Raw genomic sequence first — 25,154 nt, 5'->3', positions numbered from 1 at the left:
TATTTTGACTTTTATTGTCAATTTTTAAGCTGCTACTCTCCAAGGAGAAGCATCATAACACCAGGTGAGACTTTTGGTCTGAATACAGCCTTAAGGTATCGTGCGCTGTCAGCAGTAAAGGTGTATGTTTCATCTGTGGAGACAATGAAGCTTCCCTCATATCCATCCCATGTTTCTACCCAGTGTGAAAAAGCATACCCAGCATTAGGATAAGCAGTTAAAGTCGTAATTGAACCATGGCTGTAAGAACCCTCTCCTGAAAAGGCTCCATGATTCGTGTTTCCTGAGACAGTGATCAAATAATGACTCTGAACCTGACTGAAGTTGGCCTGCATGGTAACATCAGCAGTCGCTGAAAAGGAGTAGGAATGATTGAGAGAGACAACACTGCCCCCTTTTGACCAATTAATAAATACATATCCTGAAGCGGGTGTTGCATTTACCGTGACGTTAGCGCCAGAATAATAGGTCCCTGAGCCGGAGACTGTGCCTCCCTCAGAAGGGCTTGCTGCTGTTGCCACATTATACACTATATAGTATTCATAAGCGCCCATGTCATAGCTGTTCAACATTGGCCTGGGCACCTCGTCCAGATCATATGCCAATCCTGTAGCGCATGCGTCAATAGCAGGTGAATCGCTTCTTAAATGATAGTCCCTGGTTACACCAGGGGCCACAAACATGGGATCAATATTTTGACCAACAACCCCGCTTTGGTCAATATTACATGTCCCATCGAGTGAACCAGTTGATTTCCAGAACCCGCCACCATCATTGCCCCAGGCGATGCTGTTTATTACATTACCATTGGTGTTAACCTGGGAATAGCCTGCGCCATTAATGTTTTCAGTAAGCGTGACATGAGTCATGCTGAATAACCCACCCTCTGAACGGATCCCCCCGCCAAACCCGGATGTGCTGGTGTTGCTGTAAAACAGACTGTTTGAGACATCTGCAGATGGAGCTGCGCCAGTCTGGAATATTGCCCCGCCTCGGTTTGCCATATTGTTGAAAAATTTTGAGTAATTAATATCAATTGTGCCTTCATTAGAGTATATTGCCCCGCCGTAACCATCTGAGTGGTTGTCATACCAGATAGATCTGGAGAGGCTCAGGTAACTGTTGCCGTTCAAGAACACGGCTCCTCCATTGCTGCCGGAGATGTTTTGAAACAGATACCCATAAGAGGAATTAAGAAAACTGTCGTTGGTCATGTATACTGCCCCGCCATTATTAGAAGCCTCATTATTATGGATGTGAGCATTATCCAAATAGACATGGGAATTATCCATACAAATGGCAGCCCCGTTATATGCGGTGTTCCGAAGCACGTTGGATGAAGATTTGATAGCAGAAACCCCTCCTGTTAAAATATTTATACCTCCGCCACAGCCGTTAGCAGCAGTTGCTGCATTGTACTTCACATGGCCTGGGTCTAAGAGTAAACTACCACCTTGTAGTATTGAGACTCCTCCGCCATTGGGAGCACTATTATAATTAATCCCGCCAAGCCATGTATTCACGACAAGCTGGCCTGATAAATATGCGCCGCCTCCGGCAACCGTTGCAGTATTGTATTCAATGCTGGCGCCGTTGATAAGGGTGGTGATAGAATTAAAGTTAACATACAATCCTGCGCCATGGGAACCTGTATTTAAGAGTATATGGCTATTGTCAAGGGTAACATCTGACCCTGTGTCAACCTTTACCCCTCCCCCTTCAACAGCATTCCCTCGTGTAATCTCCAGATTGCGTAGCGTCACAGTGCTGCGAAGTATATTAAATACGCTGCCTGAATGATATATGGCATTTACTGTTGAATTATTTGAACCTGGCATGGCACATGTGCTGTCATAGCCGCCTGCTATTATGATATCTTTATCCATAATTTTGATAGCTTCATAATAGGTACCCTCTGCCATTTGGATGGTATCACCATCCTCTGCTGCAGAAATTGCAGTGGTGAGTGTGCCATAAACACATGCTCCTCCATTTATCCCAACTCGAGGTATACTGAATTCATCTGCCCCCATGTCATAGGGTGTGGACTCATGGACATGGACTATAGGGCGGGGTTCCTTTTCAAAGTCTAAAACCTCACCAGTGGCGCATCGGTCTATTACAGGGCTGATGGCCTGCACACGAAAATCAGAGTCGGCCGGATTCACAAACTGAGGGTTCATGTCTATGTTACCTGTCCCTGTATACCCCCTCTCTATGTCGGAGCAGGTCACGTTATGCCCGGAATCATTGATGCTGATAGAATGGCCCCATATAATGGAATTGCTCAGCGTTATGATGGAAGAGTCATCCACATCAATTGCACGGCCAGTGGTTGCAAGCTCATTGTCGTTATGTGCAAAGGTATTATGCGATCCGGTAAGACTTGCCCCATTTATCAGGCGCACCCCATCTCCAGTGTTGGAAATAAAGGCATTATTCCCCGTTACAAAAACATTGTAGAGTACAATATTGCTCTGGTTGGCATATATACCACCGCCATTGCGGGCTCTATTTCCTTGTATTAAGGTCTGGCGTAAATCCACAGAGCTGTTTCCTGTAGCAAAAATGCCGCCGCCATAATTACCGCTTAAACTTACAGATGTAGCATTATCATGAATTGAGCCATTTCGGACCAATAGGCTACCGTTATCCAGATAGACTCCCCCCCCACTACTGCTGGAATTGTTGGAGTAGATTTGAGAACTATCGGTCATAGATATTTCGCCTTGGCTCATATAGATACCCCCGCCCTGGCCATCACCGGTTACTGCATTATTTTGGTAGATGCTGCTATTAGAGGTCATGTGGAGGCTTAGAGCAGAACCACTTTCAAGTGTTGCGTATACCCCTGCTCCTTTGGGTGCTGCATTGTTATATATATTGCTATCGATTAACGTGATGTTTCCTCCATAAAGTCTTACACCACCGCCAAAAGCTGAAGCTGTATTGTTGTAAATATTGACCTTTTCCATGATAACGCTGGCGTCTAAGCCTACCCATAGCCCCCCGCCCCATTGGGATGTATTTCCATGGATATCTACATTAATGAGGCTCATCGTGCCGCCACCACTGCCATAGGACATAAGGATACCGCCGCCCTCCATGTAACTGTTACCGTTGGTCAGGATAAGGTTACTTAATAGTGTGACAAGATCACTGGAGACTGTCACTACCGAACCTGTCCCTCCACCATTAATGGTGCTCCTTGCCCTTATGCAATCCGGGCAGCCTGCGTAGCCCCCCTGAAGAGTCAGATCTTTGGTTATATTAATATTTTCATTGAAAGTAGCCCCGCCCGCGAGCAACACGGTGTCACCTGGTGAGGCGGCGCCAATGGCGCTTTCTATGGTTTTATAGGTACAACTGTTGCAAACGGTAAGATCGGTTGCGCCAGATTTATTATCGGCAAAGATAATTATTGCTGCCATCATAAAAACAATTAAAAAAGGCTTTAACCATCGTACCGTAATATTCACAGTGTTCATTCAATCTTCCCCCGCTCAATATTTTTAATAATTATCTGGAAACAATGAAAAGGGCCGAACATAAGATCCTGCAACATTCTATTTTTCATACACAGTGTTAATATAAAAGGTTGAAAGTAAAAAGTAAATTCAATTATAATCTGATTGCCATAAGGATTCCCTGTAGCGAAGCGCCGGGGTCATTTGCCAGACTGTTACTCCCATGATCCACATTTCAAAGGTTCGCTATTAAAGAGTTTATTTACAACTGATTATTTACCCAGGCAGAACCTGCTGAATATCCTGTCATATAGATCATCTCTTGAGGTTTCGCCTGTAACCTCTTCAAGATTTTCAATACCGCTTTTAAGATCAACAGCAATGATCTCCATGGGGTATCCATCCATAATGTTTGATGCCGCACATTTGAAATGATCGAGCGCCTTTGATAATGCGCTCTTCTGCCTTATGTTCGGGACAAGATGGTTTTCAAGGCCTGTCTCTGTTTCTGATATCTTTTTAACTATGCTTTCTTCAAGCATATCTATCCCTTCACCTGTGAGGGCAGATATTTTTACAATATCCGATTCGCCTGCCAGCTCCCTGACCTCCTCTTCATTTACAGCCTTTGGCAAATCAACTTTGTTAAGGATGATGATACACCTGTTGATATCCATACCTGCAAGTAGTTCCCTGTCATTTTCATCCAGAGGTCTGCTCTGGTCTATTACTGCAAGTGCAATATCAGCCTCTTTGAGTCTCTTTCTGGCAAGGTCTATGCCTATCAGCTCAATGGCATCTTTCCCTTCCCTGAGCCCTGCGGTATCGGTTATTTTAAATGGTATCCCTTTTATATAGAGTGTAGTTTCTATAAGGTCCCTTGTGGTGCCTGGTATTGGCGAGACTATTGCCTTTTCCTCCTTGATAAGGCGATTCAAAAGGCTGGATTTACCTGTATTAACCCTCCCTGTGATTACTGTATCTATTCCTTCTATCCAGATTTTTCTGGAAGAATGGGATGAGATGATTTTTTCAACAGGGTTAATAATATCTTCTGTAAGCCCGGAAAGAATGGCCTCATTACTTTTGGTGATGGATTCATCTTCAGGGTAGTCAATTGCAACCTCTGCCATTGCAAGGAGGTCAAGTGCCTTATCTCTTAAGTCTCTTATCTCTTTTCCTGACTCACCGCTCAACTGGCGGTTTGAAAGGATAATCCCCCTTTCAGACTTTGCATTGATAAGGTCCATTACTGCCTCGGCCTGGATAAGGTCAATCCTGTTGTTCAGGAATGCCCTGAATGTGAATTCACCGGGTTTTGCAAGCCTTACCCCCTGTTCAAGGATTATCTGTAGTATTCTTGAAAGCAGTACAGGGCCGCTGTGGGAATTTATTTCAACAATATCCTCCCTTGTGTATGTGTGCGGGGCCTTCATATAGGAGAGGAGGATTTCATCAATCACTTCATTTGATGATGGATCAATTAGATGACCATGATATAACCTGTGACTTTCTATTGATCTGTTTTTTGATGATCTAAATAGTCTTTCTGCAACTGTAAGCGAAAGAGGCCCGCTTATCCTGATTATCCCGATACCGGCCATGCCGTAGGGGGTGGCTATTGCAGCAATAGTGTCATTCTCTGGAAGTTGTGACATTTTTTTGGTTTGACCTGGATGTACAGGCACCAGTGTATAAGTGTTATACCCGATGCCTGTTTTATCAGATGGTTTTATCTTTTGGGAATTATAACAACCCTTTTAAGAAGCCCTTCACCACGGCTTCTTGTTTCCAGCTTTTCCACATTCTTAAGGGCCAGATGCACTATACGCCTGTCATGGGGGTTTAACGGGCTTGTTGAAAAGGGCTTTTTATATTTCCTGGCCTTGTTACCTATCTTGAGCGCCATCTGTGTAAGTGCCTCAATCCTTCTCTCCCGGTAATTTTCAGAGTCTATAATTACCTTTATCTTCCTGTCTGTATCCTTGTTGATAATTTTATTAATGATGTACTGTAGCGCATCAAGTGTCTTGCCCTTTCTACCTATCAGGATACCCGAAGTATCACCTTCAATAACAAGTGATATTTTCCCTTTTGAACAGCTCCCTTTAACGCTTGTCTCAACAGGTATGAGTTTAAGGATATTATCCAGCGCATCTATGGCGCTCTTCAGATAAGGGGCAAGATCTTCATCTGCCTCTTCTGTCTCCTCATTATCTTCTGCCTCCACCTCATCAGTCTCTTCTATCTCTTCATCTGAATCAGAGTTATCAAAATGGTCAAGGTCTTCATAATCCTCGAAATCATCATCGTCATCATCATCAGATTCTTTTATGGTTACCCTTATTTTGGTTTTTCTTGTGCCAACAAGACCAAAGATACCTGCTGAACCCGGTTCAATAATTTCAAACTCCAGGTTTTCAGGCGATATCTTTAATTCACGTGAGGCATTGTTGATAGCCTCTTCAGCGGTCTTTCCTTCAAATTCATAACTGTCCATGTATATCCTCCAATTTTTATACCGGCTTTTTGTTGATGTAGTACTGCTGACCTATAGAAAGGATATTTTGTGTCAACCAGTAGAGTACCAGGCCGGATGGGAAATTAATAAACATTACTGTGAACATTATCGGCATAAACATCATTATTTTTGCCTGGGCAGGGTCGCCTACCATGGGCTGCATTTTCTGCTGAATAAACATTGATAACCCCATCAAAAGGGTGAGCACCGGTATACCGTATGGAGGCTCCATAAATGGAATACCGAAAGGCAGGCTGAATAATCTGTCAGGGGTAGATAGATCCTTTATCCAGAAGGCAAAGGGTTCATGTCTCAGCTCTATAGCGCTGCTCAGGACTGAATAGAGGGCGATAAATACAGGGATCTGGATCAGCATGGGAAGGCACCCGCTCATGGGATTAACCTTGTAGGTCCTGTACAACCCCATAAGCTCCTTGTTCATCATCTCCTTGTTGTCCTTGTATTTTTCCCGTATCTTGGCCATTAACGGCTGAAGTTTCTGCATCTCCTTCATGGATTTCTGGCTCTTGTGGGTGAGCGGCCAGAATATTATCTTGATAATTATAGTTACCAGGATGATTGAAAATCCGAAGTTTTTCAAATATTTGTTGAAATAAACAAGCACATGGTGCAGGGGTTTGGCAATCACATCAAAAAAGCCAAAGTCAATGGCTGATTCAAGGCTATTACCGAATTTTTTTAATGTCTTGATCTCTTTTGGTCCGAGAAACAGGTCATAACTCTTAATTATCTCAGTAGATGGTAATATCTCAACAGATTCGGAGAAATGTGTTGCAGTAATTACACCTGATTTTTGAATTGTCCCGATATATCTTGCATCCCTTTTTTCTTCAGGGGCAATCGCTGTAATAAAATACTCATCTTCATAGGAAAACCAGTCTATGCTGCCTGTAAGGTCAGTGTCATCCTCATCCTCAAGATCTCCAGGTTTAAATTGCTTGAGGTCATTGTTATAAAAGACAGCTGTCCCTGTGAATGAGTAATAACCAACCTTTTTTTTGGAGGGGATATTAGTGATTACTGACTTGATATTCCCTGTGGCAATCCTTTCAGAATTATTGGATACCTTTATTCTGGCGCCAATATCATAACTGTCAGATGAGAAAGTGAAGATCTGCTCTAATATTATACCCTCCGGTGTGCTGTATTTAAACGAGAGGGTCTCCATACCCTGGCCCTGCTCAAGATTTATCATCTCTTTGTCAGGAACGAAAAACAGATCAGACCCATCCTTTATCTGAGGGTTGTTAAAATGAAAGGATAAATTTCTTTTTATCTCTTTGTTCTCTTTGAAGAGTTCAAAATATGGTGAAGCAGGGTCAATTGTCTCTCTGTATTTTTTAAGTTGAAACCCTGTAATCGCCGGGCCTTTATTTGTGAAGGTAGCCTTATAAACAGGGGTCTCAATTGTGATAATTTTTTCAGTAACAGAATTGCTCAATATCTCGCTATCAGTATTAGTTAAAACAGGCTCAGGTGTTGCTGCCGGCAAATCTGCTGATCCATTGTTTATGTTCAGTGTGGCTTTTTCTTCTGTCTTTTGGGCCTCATTCACAGGGGTATTTATTTTTGGTATGAAAAACTGTGACCAGATAATAAAAACCAGGAAGGACAATATAAAGGCCAGAATTGTTCTTTTTTCCATTAATAAACCAGATTCAATAATTTATCCACATGCGCCTTTTTAAGTCTGATACTTATGACTTTCAGCCACCTCGTGATAAATTAGGTTAAAGGATTATACCCACCGGGGTGAAATGGGTTACATTTGATAATTCTAATTATTGCCAATGCTCCTCCCTTTAACACCCCGTATTTTTTTAAAGCAAGGCAGGCGTAAGTTGAACAGGATGGATAAAACCTGCAGGAAGGTCCTTTAAGAGGGGATATAATTTTCTGGTATAAGTATATACACCCTATTGGCAAATACCTAAAATTATATATCAGATCCTTTATCCAGGATAATTTCACCCAATTCCTCTTTAATATCTGCATAGTTCAGATGGAAGGAATTCATTTTCCCTATGATAACAAAGTCATACCCAATGGAAAAACTATTTTTATTCAGTCTGAAAAACTCTCTTAAAAGCCGTTTGACCCTGTTACGTTTAACCGCATTGCCTGTTTTTTTAGTTGCAGTAATTCCAAACCTGCGTATGCCTGCATGGTTTTCTTTTATTATGACTAAAAAGTGTTTAGTATGAAATCTTTTCCCTAATCGATTTAGATTGACAAAATCCCTTCTGTTCAATAACCTTTCTCGCTTAGGGAATGAGTTCTGTCTCATGAATAAAAGTTAAACAGTCAGGCGTTTTCGGCCTTTAGCTCTTCTTCTTTTTAGCACCTTAATGCCGCCAATGGTGCTCATTCTTGCCCTGAAACCATGAGTTCGGACTCTTTTGATATTGCTTGGTTGAAAAGTTCGTTTCATTTTAATGCCTTCTTTCAAAAGATTGTATGTAAAAATAAACGGCCATTTAACCGTAATAAGTTTTTTTTGTCAAGACCATAAAAACATTTTACTGTAGCATAATAAAGGTCTATAAGTGATCTAAAATATATCTATTATTTCTGAAAGGAGCGAAATATGTTGCTTGACCCCATTCTCGGTTTGTTTTCCAATGATCTGGCGATTGATCTGGGGACAGCCAATACCCTTGTTTATGTCAAGGGCAGGGGGATTGTTCTGAGCGAACCCTCTGTAGTTGCTGTAAGAAAGGATGCCAAAGGGATAAATAAGGTTCTTGCGGTTGGCAAGGAAGCAAAGATGATGCTTGGGCGTACCCCTGGCAATATTTCAGCTATAAGGCCCATGAAAGATGGTGTGATAGCCGATTTTGAGATCACAGAGGCCATGCTGAGGCATTTTATCAGAAAGGTGCATAATCGGACTACACTGGTCCGGCCAAGGATAATTATTTGTGTTCCATCCGGGATTACCCAGGTGGAAAAGAGGGCTGTCAGGGAATCCGCTGAATCAGCAGGGGCAAGAGAGGTTTTTCTTATTGAAGAGCCTATGGCCGCTGCGATCGGGGCGGGCCTGCCAATAACCGAACCAACGAGCAATATGGTTGTAGATATAGGGGGAGGCACAACAGAAGTTGCAGTGATCTCCCTTGCCGGAATCGTGTACAGTAAATCGGTAAGGGTGGGCGGTGACAAGATGGATGAAGCCATACTTCAGTATATCAAGAGGAAATACAACCTGCTTATCGGGTTATCCACTGCAGAGATCATCAAAACAACCATTGGCAATGCATATCCCAGTGATCATATTGAAACCATAGAGGTCAAGGGACGCGACCTGGTTACCGGTATACCAAAGATCCTGACCATAGATTCTGATGAGGTGCGAAAATCAATTTCAGAACAGGTTGAGACCATTGTTGAAACCGTCAGGATCGCCCTTGAACAGACCCCCCCTGAGCTTGCAGCAGATATTGTTGACAGGGGTATTGTGCTGACCGGAGGGGGTGCCATGTTAAAGGAGCTTGATGTCCTGCTCAGAGAAGAGACAAAGCTGCCCATCACAATTACTGAAGACCCCCTTTCTACTGTTGTGCTGGGTTCAGGAAAGGCGCTGGATAATATGAATGTCTTAAGAGAGGTAATGATCAAGTAGGCTTGTTTGTATTACCGGAAGTGGGCCGGGGTGTAATTACCCGTTGTTTATGGTAATGCACCTTATCAAAACAGACCCTGTTGCCCTACAGCAGGGTAGTTCATTCTAATTCTGATATACAGGGTTCAGGAGGCTTACATTTTAATTGCTTTCAAATAAGAGGATAACAAGAATATGGATATTGGTTTTCCTGATATTCCTTGCCCTGATATTTCTTTCCTCTAATGCCGGGAAGTCAAAATCATGGAACCCTGTTGTGAAGGTGTTAATTGAGCTCCTTTCCCCTGTTCAGAGATTAGTAAAGGAGGGCGTTAACTACTCGACCGGTTTATGGGATAAATATATAGCTCTCATAGACACACATGAGGAGAATAAAAGGCTTAAGGCTGAAATCAACAGGCTTGTTATTGAAAATTCCAGAAACAGGGAGTTGATTTCAACCTATGAACGCATCCAGAAGATGCTAAAGACCAGGGATTTTACCGGGGGGGATTATCTGGCCGCTCAGGTAATAGGGCGTGATCCGACCGGATGGTTCAAGTCTGTTATTATTGATAAGGGTAAAAATTCAGGTATAAAGGAAAGTATGCCTGTAGTTAATGCGGATGGTGTTGTAGGCCAGATTGTTTCAGTGTCATATAATTATTCAAAGGTGTTGCTTTTGATAGACCAGAACAGCGCGGTTGATAGTATTATTGAGCGATCGCGAGACAGCGGGATCGTTAAAGGTATTTCATCTGAGAAATGTTCACTTGATTATGTGCTTAAAACCAGTGATGTACGCACGGGTGATATTGTTGTAACATCAGGGCTTGACCGGGTATTTCCGAAGGGTAATCATATCGGAAAGGTGATCGAGGTCAAGGATGCGTCAGGTGGACTTTTTAAGGATATAAAAATAAAGCCATCGGTTGACTTTGCAAGACTTGAAGAAGTTCTGGTAATATTGAGGGAGGACCCGCTATTAGATTCTTCGAACGAAAAGCAGTAATCAATATCCTGCTTGTCTGGTCAATATCTGTCATCTTTATATTAATCAAAGGTAATCTGTTACACTCATTACTTACAAAAGGGATAGATATTGATCTTATTATCATTTTCACTGTTTTTTTGCTGGCCTCAGGCGAGTCCAGCCCTGGCATATTTGTGTTTTGTCAGGGCTTTTTACTGGATATCCTTTCAGGCGGTGTGACAGGGTTACATACCTTTCTCTACCTGCTTGTATATTGTATAATCCGACTGGTTTCCCATCCTGTTGATCTGTTTTCGCCAGCAGGTAGAACAACTGTAATTTTTATAGCCGTTATGGCAAAAGAGTTCATTATGGTATCACTTCTTAATCTTTTTTCTCTTCAATATGATTTTTCTTTTGACTCTTTATATAAATTTTGTATTTCATCAATAATAACAAGTATAATATCTATATTTGTTCTTCATTTTTTTAAAATTACCCCTTCAGAGATCCCGCGTGGAGGTAAAGATGGAGGAAAATAATGGTAATATGCAATATATGCTTATTTTAAGGTGCAACATTTGAGAACTTCAGGATTTGACCCGATTCTGGCCGAGATAATTGGCAGGCGTTTAAGGATTGTAACAGTCTTTGTTATATTTTTTATTGCCATCCTTATTACAAGGCTCTGGTTCCTGCAGATTATCAAAGGGCCCATGTACAGGGTAAAATCAGAAAATAACAGGATACATCTTCAGAGTATCCCCCCTTTCAGAGGTCTTATTATGGACCGGAACGGCGAGCTGTTAGTTGATAACAGACCTTCCTATGACCTTTATGTTAGACCTGAAGATATCAAAGATTCTGAAGGGTTGCTTTTAAAACTAAGGCCTTTTATTTTTTTGGAACCAGAACAATCTCAATATTTTATTGAAAAGTTCAAGACCAGACGCTCTTTAAATCCCCTTTTAATAAAAAAAAACTTGTCCCGTGAAGAGCTTGCAGTCATTGAGTCAAACCTTTTCAATCTTCCCGGGGTTTCCATTGAAGTAAGCTCCCAGCGAAATTATATCTATGACACCTTTGCATCCCATATTATAGGTTATCTCGGAGAGATCAGCGAAAGGCAGCTTAAAAGCGGGAGATACATACAGAACCGTCAGGGTGATGTGATTGGTCAATCCGGAATAGAAGGGATATGGCAGAATGAACTGAATGGAAGGAGCGGAGCGAGGCAGGTTGAGGTGGATGCTGTTGGCAGGAAACTCAGGACCATTTCAGAAAAAATGCCTTTTCCCGGGAATAATATTTTTCTCACAATTGACAAGGGGCTGCAGTTACTTGCTGAGGAATCCCTTAAAGGTAAAGCCGGTGCGATTGTGGCCCTTGACCCTAATAATGGTGAGGTGCTGGCACTTGCAAGCAGCCCGGTCTTTGAACCTAAAAAATTTGTGACAGGTCTTAAAAAAGGGGAGTGGAACTCGCTAATAAACAGTAAAGAGTCTCCTCTCCAGAACAGGGCAATCAGCAGCAGCTATCCACCAGGGTCTATATTTAAAATAATTGTTGCACTTGCAGGGCTTGAAGAGGGTGTCATAGATCCTAAGGAGGAGGCATTTTGTCCCGGTTATTATAAGCTTGGAAACCATACCTTCGGATGCTGGAAAAAGGGAGGTCATGGAAGTGTTAACCTGCATCGTGCAATGCGGGATTCCTGTGATGTTTATTTTTACCGATTAGGAAGAAAGCTGGGCATTGACAGGATAGCACACTATTCCAGGATGTTTGGTCTGGGTAAAATGATAGGGATAGATCTGGCTAATGAAGGGACAGGGCTGATACCGGATTCAGATTGGAAAAAGCGGAGGTTTGGCGTGGCATGGCAACAGGGTGATACCCTTTCATGTGCAATAGGGCAAAGCTATGTTAATGTCACGCCTGTTCAGATGGCCAGCATGATATCAACTGTTTTTAATGGCGGCTTGATTTATAAACCAAAGGTGGTAAAAATGGTGGTCAGCGATGAGAATAAAATTGTTCAAATTGCCCCGGAGCAGCCTGAAAAAATTGATATCAAAAGTGAAAACATTGAGCTTGTTAAACAGGCCCTTATAGCAGTAGTAAATGATCCAAGCGGTACAGGTAAAAATTCAAGGGTTAATGGGGTAACTGTTGCAGGAAAGACTGGCACAGCGCAGGTGATCAATCTAAAAAAGGTGAAAAGCATGGCACTTGACGGGGATGTCCCTGATGAGTATAAGGATCATGCATGGTTCGTGGCAATAGCGCCGGCTGAATCCCCTAAGATAGCGATTGCTGTGCTTATTGAACATGGTGAGGGCGGGAGCCGTGCGGCTGCCCCTGTTGCAGGTAAACTTATTACCCATTATCTGAAAGATTGAAAGAAGGATCGGTTCCTCATGTTTGACAGAAGGCTAATTCAGAATTTTGACTGGGTTTTAGTGCTTTTACTTCTGCTAATTGCAGCGGTCAGCCTTACAAATCTTTACAGTGCCACCTACCCGATATGGGATGCTGGCGGTCGTAATATTTTTCTGAAACAGATATACTGGTTCCTGATAGGTTTTGCCTTCTTTTTTATGATGATCCCATTTGATTATCATTATATCGAGCGCATGGCGTATCCCATCTATATCTTATCGCTGGGGCTTCTTGTTGTTGTTCTTCTTATTGGCAGGGTGTTTTCGGGTTCACAGAGCTGGATCAGCATGGGAGGGATAACATTTCAACCCTCTGAATTTTCAAAGGTTGCCCTAGTGATCATCCTTTCAAAATTCTTTGCGGGTCAGGAATATACAGAGTACAGGCTCAGAGACCTCTGGCGCCCTTTTTTACTTGTTGCGATGCCGTTCATATTGATTATAAAACAGCCGGATCTCGGGACAGCCCTGATGCTTTTTATTATTTCATCATCAATAATCCTTTTTATGAAGGTAAACTGGCGTTCATTGCTGATTCTCATTTTTATGACAGCCCCGGTAATACCCTTTATTTGGTTCACGCTAAAGGATTATCAGCAGAAGAGGATACTTACCTTTATCAATCCTGAAAATGACCCCCTGGGTTCAGGGTATAATATCATCCAGTCAATGATTGCAGTAGGCTCAGGGTTTCTATGGGGAAAAGGTTATCTCAAGGGAACTCAGACAAGGCTGCATTTTCTGCCTGAACAGCATTCGGATTTTGCATTTTCTGTCCTGGCTGAGGAATGGGGTTTTGCCGGGTCATTGATATTGATTTTACTTTATCTGATCCTGATTTTATGGGGGCTCAGCATTGCCAAAAACTCAAAGGATATGTTCGGGTCTGTTCTTTCAGTCGGTATTATATCCATTGTATTCTGGCAGCTTGTAATAAATATAGGCATGACCATTGGTCTCCTTCCTGTCGTCGGCATCCCTCTTGTATTCTTCAGTTCAGGCGGATCATCCATTATCAGCACTATGATCGGGATGGGCCTTTTAATGAGTATAAGCATGAGGAGGTTCATGTTTCAGTAGCAGAATCAGCAATCATACAAAAGCGTGTGCCTTGCCTTGAATCAGGGGCCATTTTTACTTGCTTTAGAAGGGCTGTTATGGTATCTCACCAACAAAATTAAATAAGGGGAATAGCATGAAAAACAAAGATGAGCTGAATGCATTCCTGACCAAGGATACTGAATTTGAAGGTAAATTATCCTTTAAAGGGTTTGTAAGAATTGACGGGAGATTTACGGGCGAAATAGTCTCGGAAGGCACTTTGAGCGTCGGAGAATCAGCAGTGATCCGCTCTGATATACATGTTTCAAATATAATCATCAGCGGTGAAATCAGAGGCAATATAATTGCTGATAAGAGAATACATATCCATGCCCCGGGAAAGGTTTTTGGCAATATCCAGGCCCCTGCTGTAATTATTGAGGAAGGCGTTATCTTTGAGGGTAACTGCCGAATGCAAAAGATTGATAAAGATCATGATATAAAACTTGCTGTAGTCAGTTGAATTTGAATAAATTAGCCGGGTATTTTTCTTTTGCCTTCCTTTCAAATACAGATATTCAATCCTGATTTTTTATAGAGAGTATTATGCCAGAAATCAACTATACTGTTATTATCCAGATAGTAAACTTTATCCTGCTTCTTGTTCTACTTAATATCATAGTGTACAGACCGGTAAGAGGGTTACTCATTAAGCGAAAGCAGGAAGAGGATTCTTCAATATTAATGACTGAAGAGTGGAAAAGAAAAATAGAAAATTATTCTGCTGAAATAGAAGAAAAGATTGATTTTGCAAGAAAACAGGGCATTAAAGAACGTATAAGCATCAGGGATTCCGGTCTTTCCCATGAGAAAGAGCTGGTTCAGGATGCAAGTTCCCAGGTTGAAAGAGAGATACAGAGTGCCAGAAATGAGATCAGGGAGAAGATAGAGAGGGCCAGTGCCTCTCTTCAGGGAGAAATAGATAGTTTCTCAATAGAACTGGCGGAAAAACTACTCGGGAGATCCCTGGTATGATACCCTTTAAAATAAGATACAGGGTATTCATTGCGGTTTTATGTACCCTTTTTTTTATTGTAGCGGCGCCTTTATACAGCAGCGAATCCACTCACCCTTCTGCTAACCACCAGACAGATGCCCATCCTGTGGATGAGTCGGGTCATGAAAAGAGTCATTCATCTGACAGGAGCGGTGATCATATAGACCTTTTATATCGCTTTATCAACTTCGGTGTGCTTATAGTAATCCTCGTAGTAGTATTTAGAAAGGCGAGGATATCTTATCACTTTTCAGCCAGGAGCGAAGAGATCGCAAAAAGGATTGAAGACCTTAAAATGGACAAAGAGGAGGTGGAAAAGAGATATAAAGAGGTTGAGGGGCAGTTAAAAAGGATAGAAGAACAGAGCAGGGATATCATAGAGCAGTATCGGAAAGAGGGAACTGCTGAAAAAGAGAGGATAATATCGGGTGCAAAGGAGAGGGTAAGGCAGATTCTGGAGCAGGCAGAAACAACCATACAGAGAGAAGTTGAATATGCGACAGGTGAATTGAGGCAGGAAATACTGGAGAGGGCCTCTAAAAGGGCACAGGAGATCCTGGCAGGGGAAATAGGAGAGAAGGAACAGGAGATCATGGTTTTTGACTTTATGGAAAAGATGGGAAGGGTTAAATGATAAGTTCAAGGGTTTCTAAAAGATATGCAAAGGCCCTTTTTATCCTTGGACAGGAGGATGGCTCTTTTATAACCTATGGTAAGAAACTTGAGGAGTTCAGGGATTTTTATACTGAAAACCCTGATTTTAGAAACGCCTTATCAAATACGGTATATAAACTTGAGGAAAGAAGGAATGTGTTGAATTATGTGCTGGATAAAAGCGGTTTTTCCGGGGTTGTGAAGAATTTCCTGAATCTTCTCCTGGAAAAAAACAGGGTAAGTATCATAAAGGAAATAAGTGAAAGATATGCCGCATTCACTGATGAGGCAATGGATATTACCAATGCTGAGATTATTACAGCCAGACCTTTACGGTATGATACATTACAGAAGCTAATAAATTCACTTAAGGAAATGACATCAAAGGATATCAGGTCAAAGGTAATTGAAGATCCCGACCTGATAGGCGGTATTGTGGTAAAAATAGGGGATATGGTGATGGATGGCAGCGTAAAGGCCCAGCTTACAGGGCTTAAAGAATCTTTTAAAAGGGGTGGGCAGACCTCATGGAAATAAGAGCAGAAGAGATAAGTCAGGTTATTAGAGAGCAGATTAAGGATTATGAAAAAAAGATGGAGGTCAGCGAGACAGGCGTTGTGCTTTCAGTAGGTGACGGCGTTGCCAGGGTGCACGGGGTACAGAATGCAATGGCAATGGAGATGCTTGAATTCCCGGGAGGGATTTATGGCCTCTGCCTTAATCTTGAAGAGGACAATGTCGGTGTTGCCATTATGGGCAATGATTCAAAAATAAAAGAGGGTGACATCGTAAAAAGAACAGGGAGAATCGCTGAGATCCCTGTTGGCGAGGCAGTCCTTGGAAGGGTTATTGATGCGGTCGGAAACCCCCTTGATGGCAAAGGTCCGATAAACGCAAAGGAATACAGAAGACTTGAAATGGTGGCGCCCGGGGTTATCGCCCGAAAACCTGTAACAGAGCCCATGTACACCGGGATAAAGGCCATAGACGCCATGACCCCTGTTGGCAGGGGGCAGAGGGAGCTTATCATCGGTGACAGGCAGATCGGGAAGACTGCGATAGCTGTTGATGCGATTTTAAACCAAAAAAATACAGATATCTTCTGCATCTATGTTGCAATAGGACAGAAAAAGTCAACTGTTGCACAGGTTGTTGATGTGCTTGAAAAGGCAGGGGCAATGAAATACACAACAGTAGTTGCAGCCTGTGCAAGTGATCCTGCAACCCAGCAGTACATGGCTCCCTATGCAGGCTGTTCAATCGGTGAATACTACAGGGACAGCGGCAGGCATGCGCTCATCATATATGATGACCTGTCAAAACAGGCGGTTGCATACAGGCAGATATCACTCCTTTTAAGAAGGCCACCCGGAAGAGAGGCCTTTCCGGGGGATATCTTTTATAACCATTCAAGGCTCTTAGAGAGGGCGGCAAAGCTGAATGATGAGCTTGGTGGCGGATCTCTTACCGCACTTCCCATCATTGAAACCCAGGCAGGTGATGTGTCTGCCTATATCCCCACCAATGTTATTTCAATCACTGATGGCCAGGTGTATCTTGAGCCGAACCTCTTCTTTTCAGGTATTCGGCCTGCCATTAATGTGGGTCTGTCAGTGTCAAGGGTTGGAGGGGCTGCGCAGACAAAGGCAATGAAAAAGGTTGCAGGCACCCTCCGAACAGAGATGGCCCAGTTCAGGGAGCTTGAGGCATTTGCACAGTTCGGAAGCGACTTGGACAAGGCAACCCTGCAGCAGATCAACAGGGGCAGAAGGCTGGTTGAGGTGCTTAAACAGCCTCAGTATCAGCCCATGTCCTCTGAAAAAGAGGTAATGATTCTGTTTGCCGCGGCAAATGGGTATCTTGATAAATGGCCTGAAAACAGGATATCTGAATATGAATCCCGGATGCTTGAAGAGATATCGATAAAAAGCCCTGAATTACTGAAAGAGATCAGGGAGAAGGGGCAGATCAGTGATGAGCTGGAGAAAAGGCTGAAATCCTTTCTGGATAATTTTGAGGCTGAATTTGAGGCATAAGCTTAATGGGCATCCTTTGGATTATGAACTGTAATGCTGAAAATAGTTAACTCAAACCCGTATCAGGCAGGTCTGGATAAATAAAATGGCTGCGCTAAGAGATATAAAGTTAAAAATAAAGGCAATAAAAAAAATAGAGCAGATCACAAGGGCAATGAGCATGGTTGCCAGCGCCAAACTGCGTAATACCCAGGGGAAAATGGAGAGGTTTGCACCATATGCACGCAAGTTTGAAGAGATTATGGGTAACCTTGCAGGCCGTATAGACCCTGACATCCATCCATTATTAGTGAAACGAGAGGGTGTTAAACATGTTGAGCTCTTGCATTTTTCCTCTGACAAGGGTTTATGCGGGGGCTTTAATATGAATAATATTGCCCTTTGTGAAAAATGGGTGGATGAACAGTTAGAAAAACAGACTGGATATAAACTTAATCTGGTCGGTCGAAAAGGGCGGGATTATTTTACAAAGAGAGGTTTTAATATTTCATCATCACATATCCATATATACGCAAATGTGAATATCTCCTTTGTGAATAAGATGACGCAGGATTTTATCACTAAATATATGAAAGGTGAGATTGATGAGCTTTATATGGTCTATTCCAGATTCATAAGCCTCTCAAAACTGGTTCCAACACTGGTAAAATTGATCCCTGTAGAGCCTCCAAAGGCAATAATTGATACAGGGGGTTCTAATGAATACCTTTGCGAGCCCGGTATGAAAGAGCTTTTAGTTGAGATGTTGCCAAAACATATCAGCGTACAGATCATGAATGCATTTTTCCAGAACGAGGTCAGCGAATATGCGGCAAGGATGGCTGCAATGGATAATGCCAAGAAAAACTGTAAGGATATGGTTAAGGAGCTGACCCTGACATTCAACAAGGCAAGGCAGGCAGCAATTACCGCTGAGCTTATGGATATTGTGGGTGGAGCTGAGGCCTTATCATAATTTAAGGAGGTTTTGATTATATAATGAGTGAAGGTAAGATAATTCAGGTTACAGGTCCGGTTGTGGACGTTGAATTCAAGGAGGGGGCATTGCCTGAAATATTGACAGCCCTTCATATCACAAACCCCGCTATTGATGATACCCCCGACAATCTTGTTATAGAAGTTGCCCAGCATCTTGGTGATAATGTTGTCCGCTGTATAGCAATGGATATTACCGATGGGCTTGTAAGGGGCATAAAGGCAAAAAATACCGGCAAACCTATTATGATGCCTGCCGGTGATGCGATACTGGGCAGGATTCTTAATGTTGTTGGCAGGCCTGTTGATGGTAAAGGACCTGTTAATGCAACAGAATTTTTGCCGATACACAGGCTGGCTCCATTGTTTGTTGAACAGGATACATCCGTTAATGTTCTTGAAACAGGCGTAAAGGTTATTGACCTACTTGTGCCTTTTCCACGAGGAGGCAAGATGGGGATGTTTGGCGGCGCCGGGGTGGGTAAAACAGTAGTTATGATGGAGATGATCAATAACATAGCGCTGCAGCATGGAGGCATAAGCGTATTTGCGGGCGTGGGTGAGAGAACAAGAGAAGGTAATGACCTTTACCTTGAGATGAAGGAGTCAGGGGTTATTGAAAAGGCTGCCCTTATTTACGGTCAGATGACCGAACCTCCGGGTGCCCGTGCGAGAATCGCCCTGTCCGCTCTTACAGCGGCAGAATACTACAGGGATGTCAGGGGGCAGGATGTCCTTCTTTTTATTGATAATATATTCAGGTTTACCCAGGCAGGCAGCGAGGTATCAGCGCTCCTTGGCAGGATACCTTCTGCGGTCGGTTACCAGCCTACCCTGGCAACCGATCTAGGGGCGCTCCAGGAAAGGATTACATCCACAAAGAATGGCTCCATTACCTCTGTTCAATGCGTGTATGTGCCTGCTGATGACCTGACAGACCCTGCGCCTGCAACAACCTTTGCCCATCTTGATGGTACGGTTGTTCTGAACAGGGCCATATCAGAGCTGGGGATATATCCGGCCGTTGATCCGCTTGACTCGACATCACGGATACTGGACCCGAAATTTTTGGGTATGGAACATTATACTGTTGCGAGGAGTGTTCAGCAGATACTTCAAAAATACAAAGATCTCCAGGAAATTATCGCTATCCTTGGCATGGATGAGCTTTCAGATGAGGATAAGATCACTGTTGCCAGGGCACGCAGGATTCAAAGGTTCCTTTCTCAGCCTTTTCACGTTGCTGAGGTATTTACAGGGACAAAGGGTAAATATGTACCTGTTAAGGAGACCGTAAAGGGGTTTATGGAGATTATTGAAGGCAAGCATGATGATCTGCCCGAAAGTGCATTTTATATGGTGGGCAGCATAGAAGAGGCAAGGGAAAAGGCTGAAAAGATGGCTGAAAATCATGAAAGGCATAATTAATCATGGGGAAACTGCATCTTGAGGTCATAACTCCCGCCGGGGTCATTGCCAGTGTCCAGGCTGATATGGTTGTTGCCCCCGGGATAAATGGTAAATTCGGTGTCCTGCCAGGGCATATAAGATTCTTATCCGGTATTGTGCCTGGTGAGTTGCACTATATAAAAGATAATAAAACCAAATACATGGCCGTTTCATCAGGCTTTGCCGAGGTCAATAATGACATGGTCTCTATCCTGGTAGATTCCGCTGAAATGGCCAGTAGCATTGATATAAAAAGGGCCATGTCTGCAATGGAAAGGGCAAAGCAGAGGCTCACAAAAAAGTCAGTTGCTGGTGATACTGACCTTGTCAGGGCTGAGGCATCACTAAAAAGGGCAGGTTCAAGGTTAAAGGTGTCAGTTAAAAACAGTTAACCGGAAGGTTAATTAGTTTAAAAAATAGAGGGGCAGGCCTGTAGCCTGCCTTTTTTATTGACTTTTTTTTGATGGAAAGATTATAAGTGTAAACTCGAAGTTTAGTTTGTATCTATTCGAAAGAAGTGAAAAAACATGGAACAGTAAAGATGGGGGCATTATGGAATTTACCATTGAGACAGATTATTTTAAACTCCTTGAAGATAAAATTAACGACCTTATTAACAGAATACAGGAAGTAAAGTCTGAGAAGGATTCATTTATTAAAACAATCAATGAGCAGAAAAACCGGATCGATATATTAACCGACGAACTGACTGCGCTTCGTGAAAGTAAAAAGCAGGCAAAGGAAAGAATAACTACAATAATAGAAAAGATTGATAAACTTGATGTTTAAAATCCTGGAGTACTCTTTTGGATAGGCCTATCAAAATAAAGATTCAGGATAATGAATACCTTATCAGAAGCAAGGGAAATGATACTGATAATGTCTATAAGATTGCAGAGTATGTAAATGAAAAGCTGAGAGAGACAGATGAGATAAGCAAGGGGATGTCAGAAAAAAGGGCGGCAATACTTACCGCACTGAATATTGCCAGTGATTATTTCAGGGTGGTGGATGAAAGAGACAGGCTGTTGCAGGAGATACAGGATAAATCTCAATCACTGATATCTGTTATAAACAGCAGGATAAAAGATTAAGGATCATTTGTTAAGTGGTATTGAGTTAAACGGGAAGATATTTTTATAAGCTGAATGCGCGTGTTTTTGATGATAAAAACACATAACAGGATGAATAATAAAAGGGTTAAAGATTTTTTTATGGCATCAGAAGAAAAAATTTTAATACAATTTCCGGCTGGCAGATCCTGATTAAATATCAGTTGATGCGGCCTGTTATTTAAATATCCTGTTTCTTTCAGCCCTTTCAATCATAGTATCATTCCCGTGTTTTACTGGAGTCTTTAATTATTAACTGGGCACAGGGGCAAATGCCCTATTAAACTAACACCTGAAAAGGCCTGGTTTAAATGGTTGTTAAAAAAGCAGTAAAGGAACAACCTGATTTGACCCATGCTTTATACAGAAGGAAGGTGAGACAATATGGATACAGTCATGATTATTGGCGGGATAGCTGGTATCATTTTAATAATATTAATCGGTTTTGCAGGGTATATATTTGGCAAGAGGAAGGTAGAGAAACAGTTTGAATCTATAACCGTATATTCAAAAAAGATCATCAATGAGGCCCACAGGCAGGCCAAGACAATAAAAAAAGAGGCCATGTTAAGGGCAAAGGATACTATCTATCAGTTAAAGAACGAACTTGACAGAGAGGCAAAGGAAAAAAATGAGCTTCTCATAGCCCAGGAAAGCAGGCTGGTTCACAAGGAGGAGAGCCTTGATAAAAAGATAAACCAGGTTGAAAGCAAGGAGGGGCTCCTTTTAAAGCGCGAGAAAAACATTAGTAAGATAGAGGAAGATCTTCAATTAAAAAATGAAGAATATAATAAGATTATTGCGGAGCAGAGGGTCCAGCTTGAGAAGGTGGCAGGGATTTCAAGTGAAGAGGCAAAAAAACTTCTTGTAATATCCATGGAGTCTGAGGCAAAGCATGATGCTGCCAAACTTATAAGAAAGATCGAAAATGAGGCAAGGGAGACATCCAAGAAAAAGGCGCAGGAGATAATTGCCCTGGCAGTAAAAAGATATGCGGGTGACTATATCTCTGAGAACACGGTCTCTGTTGTTGATCTCCCGAGCGAAGAGATGAAGGGGCGCATAATAGGAAGGGAAGGGCGCAATATCAGGGCGATTGAGGCTGCAACAGGTATAAATCTCATTGTAGATGATACCCCTGAAGCAGTTATCCTCTCCGGGTTCAACCCGGTAAGGCGTGAGGTGGCAAGGGTCTCTTTGCTCAGACTGATAGAGGATGGCAGGATACACCCTGCCAGGATAGAAGAGATTGTTAAAAAGGTAGAAAAAGAGATAGATGTAAGTATAAAAGAGGCAGGTGAACAGGCCACATTTGATGTAGGTGTTCATGGCATTGACCCGGAAATAGTTAAACTGATAGGCAGGCTTAAATACCGCTCAAGCTATGCACAGAATGTGCTGGCCCATTCAAGGGAGGTTGCATTTATCTGCGGTGTGATGGCCTCTGAACTGGGTGTTAATGTTAAAAAGGCAAAACGGGCCGGACTGCTCCATGATATAGGCAAAGCGGTTGATCATGAAATAGAAGGGCCTCATGCAATTATCGGCGCTGATCTGGCAAGAAAATACCATGAAGCAGCAGATGTGGTGCACGCAATACAGGCCCATCATGAAGATATTCCTCCGGATACAATACTTGCTGTGCTGGTCCAGGCGGCTGATACCCTTTCAGGCGCAAGGCCGGGGGCAAGGCGTGAGATGATAGAGTCATACATAAAAAGGCTTGAAGAGCTTGAAAAGATTGCCATGTCCTTTACCGGTGTAAGTAAGTCCTTTGCTATACAGGCAGGAAGAGAGATAAGGATTATGGTGGAGGGTGACCAGGTTGATGATGATCAGTCTGCCATAATATGTAAAGACATCGCAGGCAAGATAGAAAAGGAGTTAACCTATCCCGGGCAGATCAAGGTAACTGTTATAAGGGAGACAAGGTCTGTTGAATATGCCAAATAAATTTTATTTTGATCATTAAGCTTTCTTTTTAAAAGGGGGCATTATTGGAGAGGGCATTTTTTAATAAGAATGGTGAGGCTGTCGCATATCTGGCTGATGATTATGATTCAACTATCTATATGTGGCATGGTCAGCAGGTAGCCTATCTCTTTAATGAAAGAATGATTTTTGGAATAAATGGTAAACACCTCGGCTGGTTTATTGACGGCATCATATTTAACAACAGTGGAGAAAGGATAGGCTTTATATCAACATCCTGCCCTGTTGCACCATCAATTGAACCTGTAAAACCGAAAAAGCTTATAAAATATGAGTTGCAGCCAAGATGGAAGGAAAACCCCCTTCCAAAACTTAAATATACCAGCGCACATGCAGACCTGAAAGAATTTTTAGAGGCTGGTAAAATATATAATCCCAGAAGGCGCAAATAACGATCAGGCAAAGGATTTGTCTTGGGAGCATGCAGGTCGGGTTAAACAAGGCAACCCGATATTATTCAGGTATCTATCCAATATCAAGGGTGACCCCTGTTTTCTTTCATGATTGACAGAGATGGCTGCAACCGCTATAGATGAATCTTTATACAAAATAACAATGGGAATAAGGGAATTTTACAATGACAGGCTCTGATTTTATCTTCATGATCAGTAATTCCAGTCTGATGATCAAACTTGTTATGCTTGTACTTGTTATGATGTCTATCCTGAGTTGGAACCTTATATTATTTAAATCCCGCCAATTAAACCTGACATTAAAAGATACCAAAAAAAACATAAGCATCCTGAAGGTGCAATCTTCATTGCAAACAGCCCTGAAACGCCTTAAAAAAACACCAGATTCACCTTCATTCATTGTGGCCTCTGAGGGTATAAATGAAATCAGCAGGTTGATGAATACAAATTTGCCGGATGATACCAGGGACAGGATAATCCTCAATAACATTCGTCAAACCCTTCAGGAAGAAATCAATATACAGGTAGAAGAACTATATGGCACATTGCCATTCCTTGGTACATGCACAACTGTAGCGCCGCTCCTTGGTCTTTTCGGTACTGTATGGGGAATTATGAACTCATTTCATGGTTTCAGGGGGCTTACCACTTCAAGTCTTAATGCTATTGCCCCTGGCATGGCGGAGGCCCTTGTTACAACGGTGATAGGGCTTATAGTTGCCATTCCGGCTGCCATGGCCAATAACATTCTTATAAGGATGCTTGAATCCATTGAAATAAATCTTGTTAAATTTTCAAGCACATTTTTACGCCTGCTTGAAAAGGAACTGGCTGGAAAGACACTGACAAAACCCCATATTCAACCAGATCAGGATGCGTAACATTTGTAGTTTATCGATTTTGGTTGCGATTTTGATTTCGATTGAGATATTGATCCAGATTTCTATTATATCTAATTTCCGAAATCTAAATCCAAATCATATTCGCATTTCATATCTTACCCAGTGCCTTTGGATCCCTCTCAGGTGTTGTAGGCTTGAAATAAAAAGGGTCTCCACATTAACCGATTCTCACTCGCAGGTCTTTCAGGGGTGTATTCTTGAAACGGAAATATGAACAGGTGATTTTCAGCATATTTTAATAATGAAATTGCAGATAAATACTGTTGTAATTGCTGCCTCCGCGAATATGGCCGAACTGTGATCCGGTTTTAAACACGCCGGAGCGGTGATGCAGGCTGTATCCCAACCATATTTTATTTGCTGCCGGAACTCTAGCCCGACTTTCGCTATTGGGCATGTTTAAAAAAATAAGTAATTGAAAATATGAAGTATTTTTTAGCAGAGGTTAAAAAGTCTTCACTACAGAGACATTTAGCCCTTGTGATAGCTCAGGTGGAGG

Annotated in this window: 25 protein-coding genes; 18 read left to right on the top strand and 7 right to left on the bottom strand. The window is 42.3% G+C overall.

Annotation, left to right across the window (positions count from 1 at the left end; translation table 11 throughout):
• Positions 1–32: 32 nt before the first annotated feature.
• From GX654_04805 to rpmH, 7 genes are all read right to left on the bottom strand, one after another.
• A complete protein-coding gene (locus tag GX654_04805; GenBank protein NLD36171.1) occupies positions 33–3,488 on the bottom strand; it encodes a hypothetical protein in 3,456 nt (1,151 codons plus the stop codon).
• Positions 3,489–3,739: 251 nt separating this feature from the next.
• Positions 3,740–5,125, bottom strand: a complete 1,386-nt coding sequence (gene mnmE / locus GX654_04800) for a tRNA uridine-5-carboxymethylaminomethyl(34) synthesis GTPase MnmE (protein ID NLD36170.1) — start codon at positions 5,123–5,125, stop codon at positions 3,740–3,742.
• Between the two features lie 74 nt (positions 5,126–5,199).
• A complete protein-coding gene (locus GX654_04795) occupies positions 5,200–5,967 on the bottom strand; it encodes a KH domain-containing protein (GenBank protein ID NLD36169.1) in 768 nt (255 codons plus the stop codon).
• Positions 5,968–5,983: 16 nt separating this feature from the next.
• The gene (gene yidC, locus GX654_04790; GenBank protein ID NLD36168.1) at positions 5,984–7,654 is read right to left on the bottom strand and encodes a membrane protein insertase YidC; all 1,671 of its coding nucleotides are present in this window, start codon (positions 7,652–7,654) and stop codon (positions 5,984–5,986) included.
• An 80-nt stretch (positions 7,655–7,734) separates the two neighbouring features.
• Positions 7,735–8,004, bottom strand: coding sequence for a membrane protein insertion efficiency factor YidD (gene yidD / locus GX654_04785; protein ID NLD36167.1), 270 nt, complete (start codon positions 8,002–8,004; stop codon positions 7,735–7,737).
• On the bottom strand, positions 7,946–8,260 hold the full coding sequence (rnpA, locus tag GX654_04780; GenBank protein NLD36166.1) for a ribonuclease P protein component: 315 nt from the start codon (positions 8,258–8,260) through the stop codon (positions 7,946–7,948). The genes yidD and rnpA overlap by 59 nt, the downstream gene beginning before the upstream one ends.
• Positions 8,261–8,305: 45 nt before the next feature.
• Positions 8,306–8,440 carry a 50S ribosomal protein L34 gene (gene rpmH, locus GX654_04775; protein NLD36165.1) on the bottom strand — a complete coding sequence of 45 codons (135 nt, stop codon included), beginning with the start codon at positions 8,438–8,440 and terminating at the stop codon, positions 8,306–8,308.
• Between the two features lie 156 nt (positions 8,441–8,596).
• On the opposite strand from rpmH, the gene GX654_04770 reads away from it, so the two are divergent.
• The 18 genes from GX654_04770 (at position 8,597) to GX654_04685 (ending at position 24,634) form a co-directional block, all read left to right on the top strand.
• Positions 8,597–9,631, top strand: coding sequence for a rod shape-determining protein (locus tag GX654_04770; GenBank protein NLD36164.1), 1,035 nt, complete (start codon positions 8,597–8,599; stop codon positions 9,629–9,631).
• 145 nt (positions 9,632–9,776) lie between these two features.
• Complete coding sequence (gene mreC / locus GX654_04765; GenBank protein ID NLD36163.1) at positions 9,777–10,622, top strand: rod shape-determining protein MreC; 846 nt, start codon at positions 9,777–9,779, stop codon at positions 10,620–10,622.
• Complete coding sequence (mreD, locus tag GX654_04760; GenBank protein ID NLD36162.1) at positions 10,577–11,125, top strand: rod shape-determining protein MreD; 549 nt, start codon at positions 10,577–10,579, stop codon at positions 11,123–11,125. The genes mreC and mreD overlap by 46 nt, the downstream gene beginning before the upstream one ends.
• Positions 11,126–11,164: 39 nt before the next feature.
• Positions 11,165–12,985 carry a penicillin-binding protein 2 gene (gene mrdA, locus GX654_04755; protein NLD36161.1) on the top strand — a complete coding sequence of 607 codons (1,821 nt, stop codon included), beginning with the start codon at positions 11,165–11,167 and terminating at the stop codon, positions 12,983–12,985.
• Between the two features lie 18 nt (positions 12,986–13,003).
• On the top strand, positions 13,004–14,104 hold the full coding sequence (gene rodA / locus GX654_04750; GenBank protein NLD36160.1) for a rod shape-determining protein RodA: 1,101 nt from the start codon (positions 13,004–13,006) through the stop codon (positions 14,102–14,104).
• Positions 14,105–14,219: 115 nt separating this feature from the next.
• Positions 14,220–14,588 (top strand): polymer-forming cytoskeletal protein, encoded by a 369-nt coding sequence (locus GX654_04745; protein NLD36159.1) that lies wholly within the window; start codon positions 14,220–14,222, stop codon positions 14,586–14,588.
• A gap of 83 nt (positions 14,589–14,671) precedes the next feature.
• Positions 14,672–15,100, top strand: coding sequence for an ATP synthase F0 subunit B (locus tag GX654_04740; GenBank protein ID NLD36158.1), 429 nt, complete (start codon positions 14,672–14,674; stop codon positions 15,098–15,100).
• Positions 15,097–15,756, top strand: coding sequence for an ATP synthase F0 subunit B (locus tag GX654_04735; GenBank protein NLD36157.1), 660 nt, complete (start codon positions 15,097–15,099; stop codon positions 15,754–15,756). Before GX654_04740 ends, GX654_04735 begins: the two co-directional genes overlap by 4 nt.
• Positions 15,753–16,313, top strand: a complete 561-nt coding sequence (gene atpH / locus GX654_04730; protein NLD36156.1) for an ATP synthase F1 subunit delta — start codon at positions 15,753–15,755, stop codon at positions 16,311–16,313. The genes GX654_04735 and atpH overlap by 4 nt, the downstream gene beginning before the upstream one ends.
• On the top strand, positions 16,304–17,812 hold the full coding sequence (locus GX654_04725; protein NLD36155.1) for a F0F1 ATP synthase subunit alpha: 1,509 nt from the start codon (positions 16,304–16,306) through the stop codon (positions 17,810–17,812). Before atpH ends, GX654_04725 begins: the two co-directional genes overlap by 10 nt.
• Positions 17,813–17,897: 85 nt before the next feature.
• A complete protein-coding gene (gene atpG / locus GX654_04720; protein NLD36154.1) occupies positions 17,898–18,767 on the top strand; it encodes an ATP synthase F1 subunit gamma in 870 nt (289 codons plus the stop codon).
• Positions 18,768–18,790: 23 nt separating this feature from the next.
• Entirely contained in the window at positions 18,791–20,215 is a 1,425-nt protein-coding gene (gene atpD / locus GX654_04715) for a F0F1 ATP synthase subunit beta (protein ID NLD36153.1), read from the top strand.
• On the top strand, positions 20,215–20,628 hold the full coding sequence (locus GX654_04710; protein ID NLD36152.1) for a F0F1 ATP synthase subunit epsilon: 414 nt from the start codon (positions 20,215–20,217) through the stop codon (positions 20,626–20,628). Before atpD ends, GX654_04710 begins: the two co-directional genes overlap by 1 nt.
• 160 nt (positions 20,629–20,788) lie before the next feature.
• Complete coding sequence (gene zapB / locus GX654_04705) at positions 20,789–21,025, top strand: cell division protein ZapB (GenBank protein NLD36151.1); 237 nt, start codon at positions 20,789–20,791, stop codon at positions 21,023–21,025.
• Positions 21,026–21,042: 17 nt separating this feature from the next.
• Positions 21,043–21,330 (top strand): cell division protein ZapA, encoded by a 288-nt coding sequence (locus GX654_04700; GenBank protein ID NLD36150.1) that lies wholly within the window; start codon positions 21,043–21,045, stop codon positions 21,328–21,330.
• Positions 21,331–21,744: 414 nt separating this feature from the next.
• Entirely contained in the window at positions 21,745–23,301 is a 1,557-nt protein-coding gene (gene rny, locus GX654_04695) for a ribonuclease Y (GenBank protein ID NLD36149.1), read from the top strand.
• Positions 23,302–23,345: 44 nt separating this feature from the next.
• Positions 23,346–23,732: a hypothetical protein gene (locus GX654_04690; GenBank protein NLD36148.1), complete on the top strand. Its 387-nt coding sequence runs from the start codon at positions 23,346–23,348 to the stop codon at positions 23,730–23,732.
• Between the two features lie 185 nt (positions 23,733–23,917).
• A complete protein-coding gene (locus tag GX654_04685) occupies positions 23,918–24,634 on the top strand; it encodes a protein TolQ (GenBank protein ID NLD36147.1) in 717 nt (238 codons plus the stop codon).
• Positions 24,635–25,154: the final 520 nt, after the last annotated feature.

It is taken from the genome of Desulfatiglans sp. (assembly GCA_012513605.1).
In the GTDB taxonomy this organism is placed as follows: domain Bacteria; phylum Desulfobacterota; class DSM-4660; order Desulfatiglandales; family HGW-15; genus JAAZBV01.
This window is presented reverse-complemented; position numbering and strand designations above follow the sequence as displayed.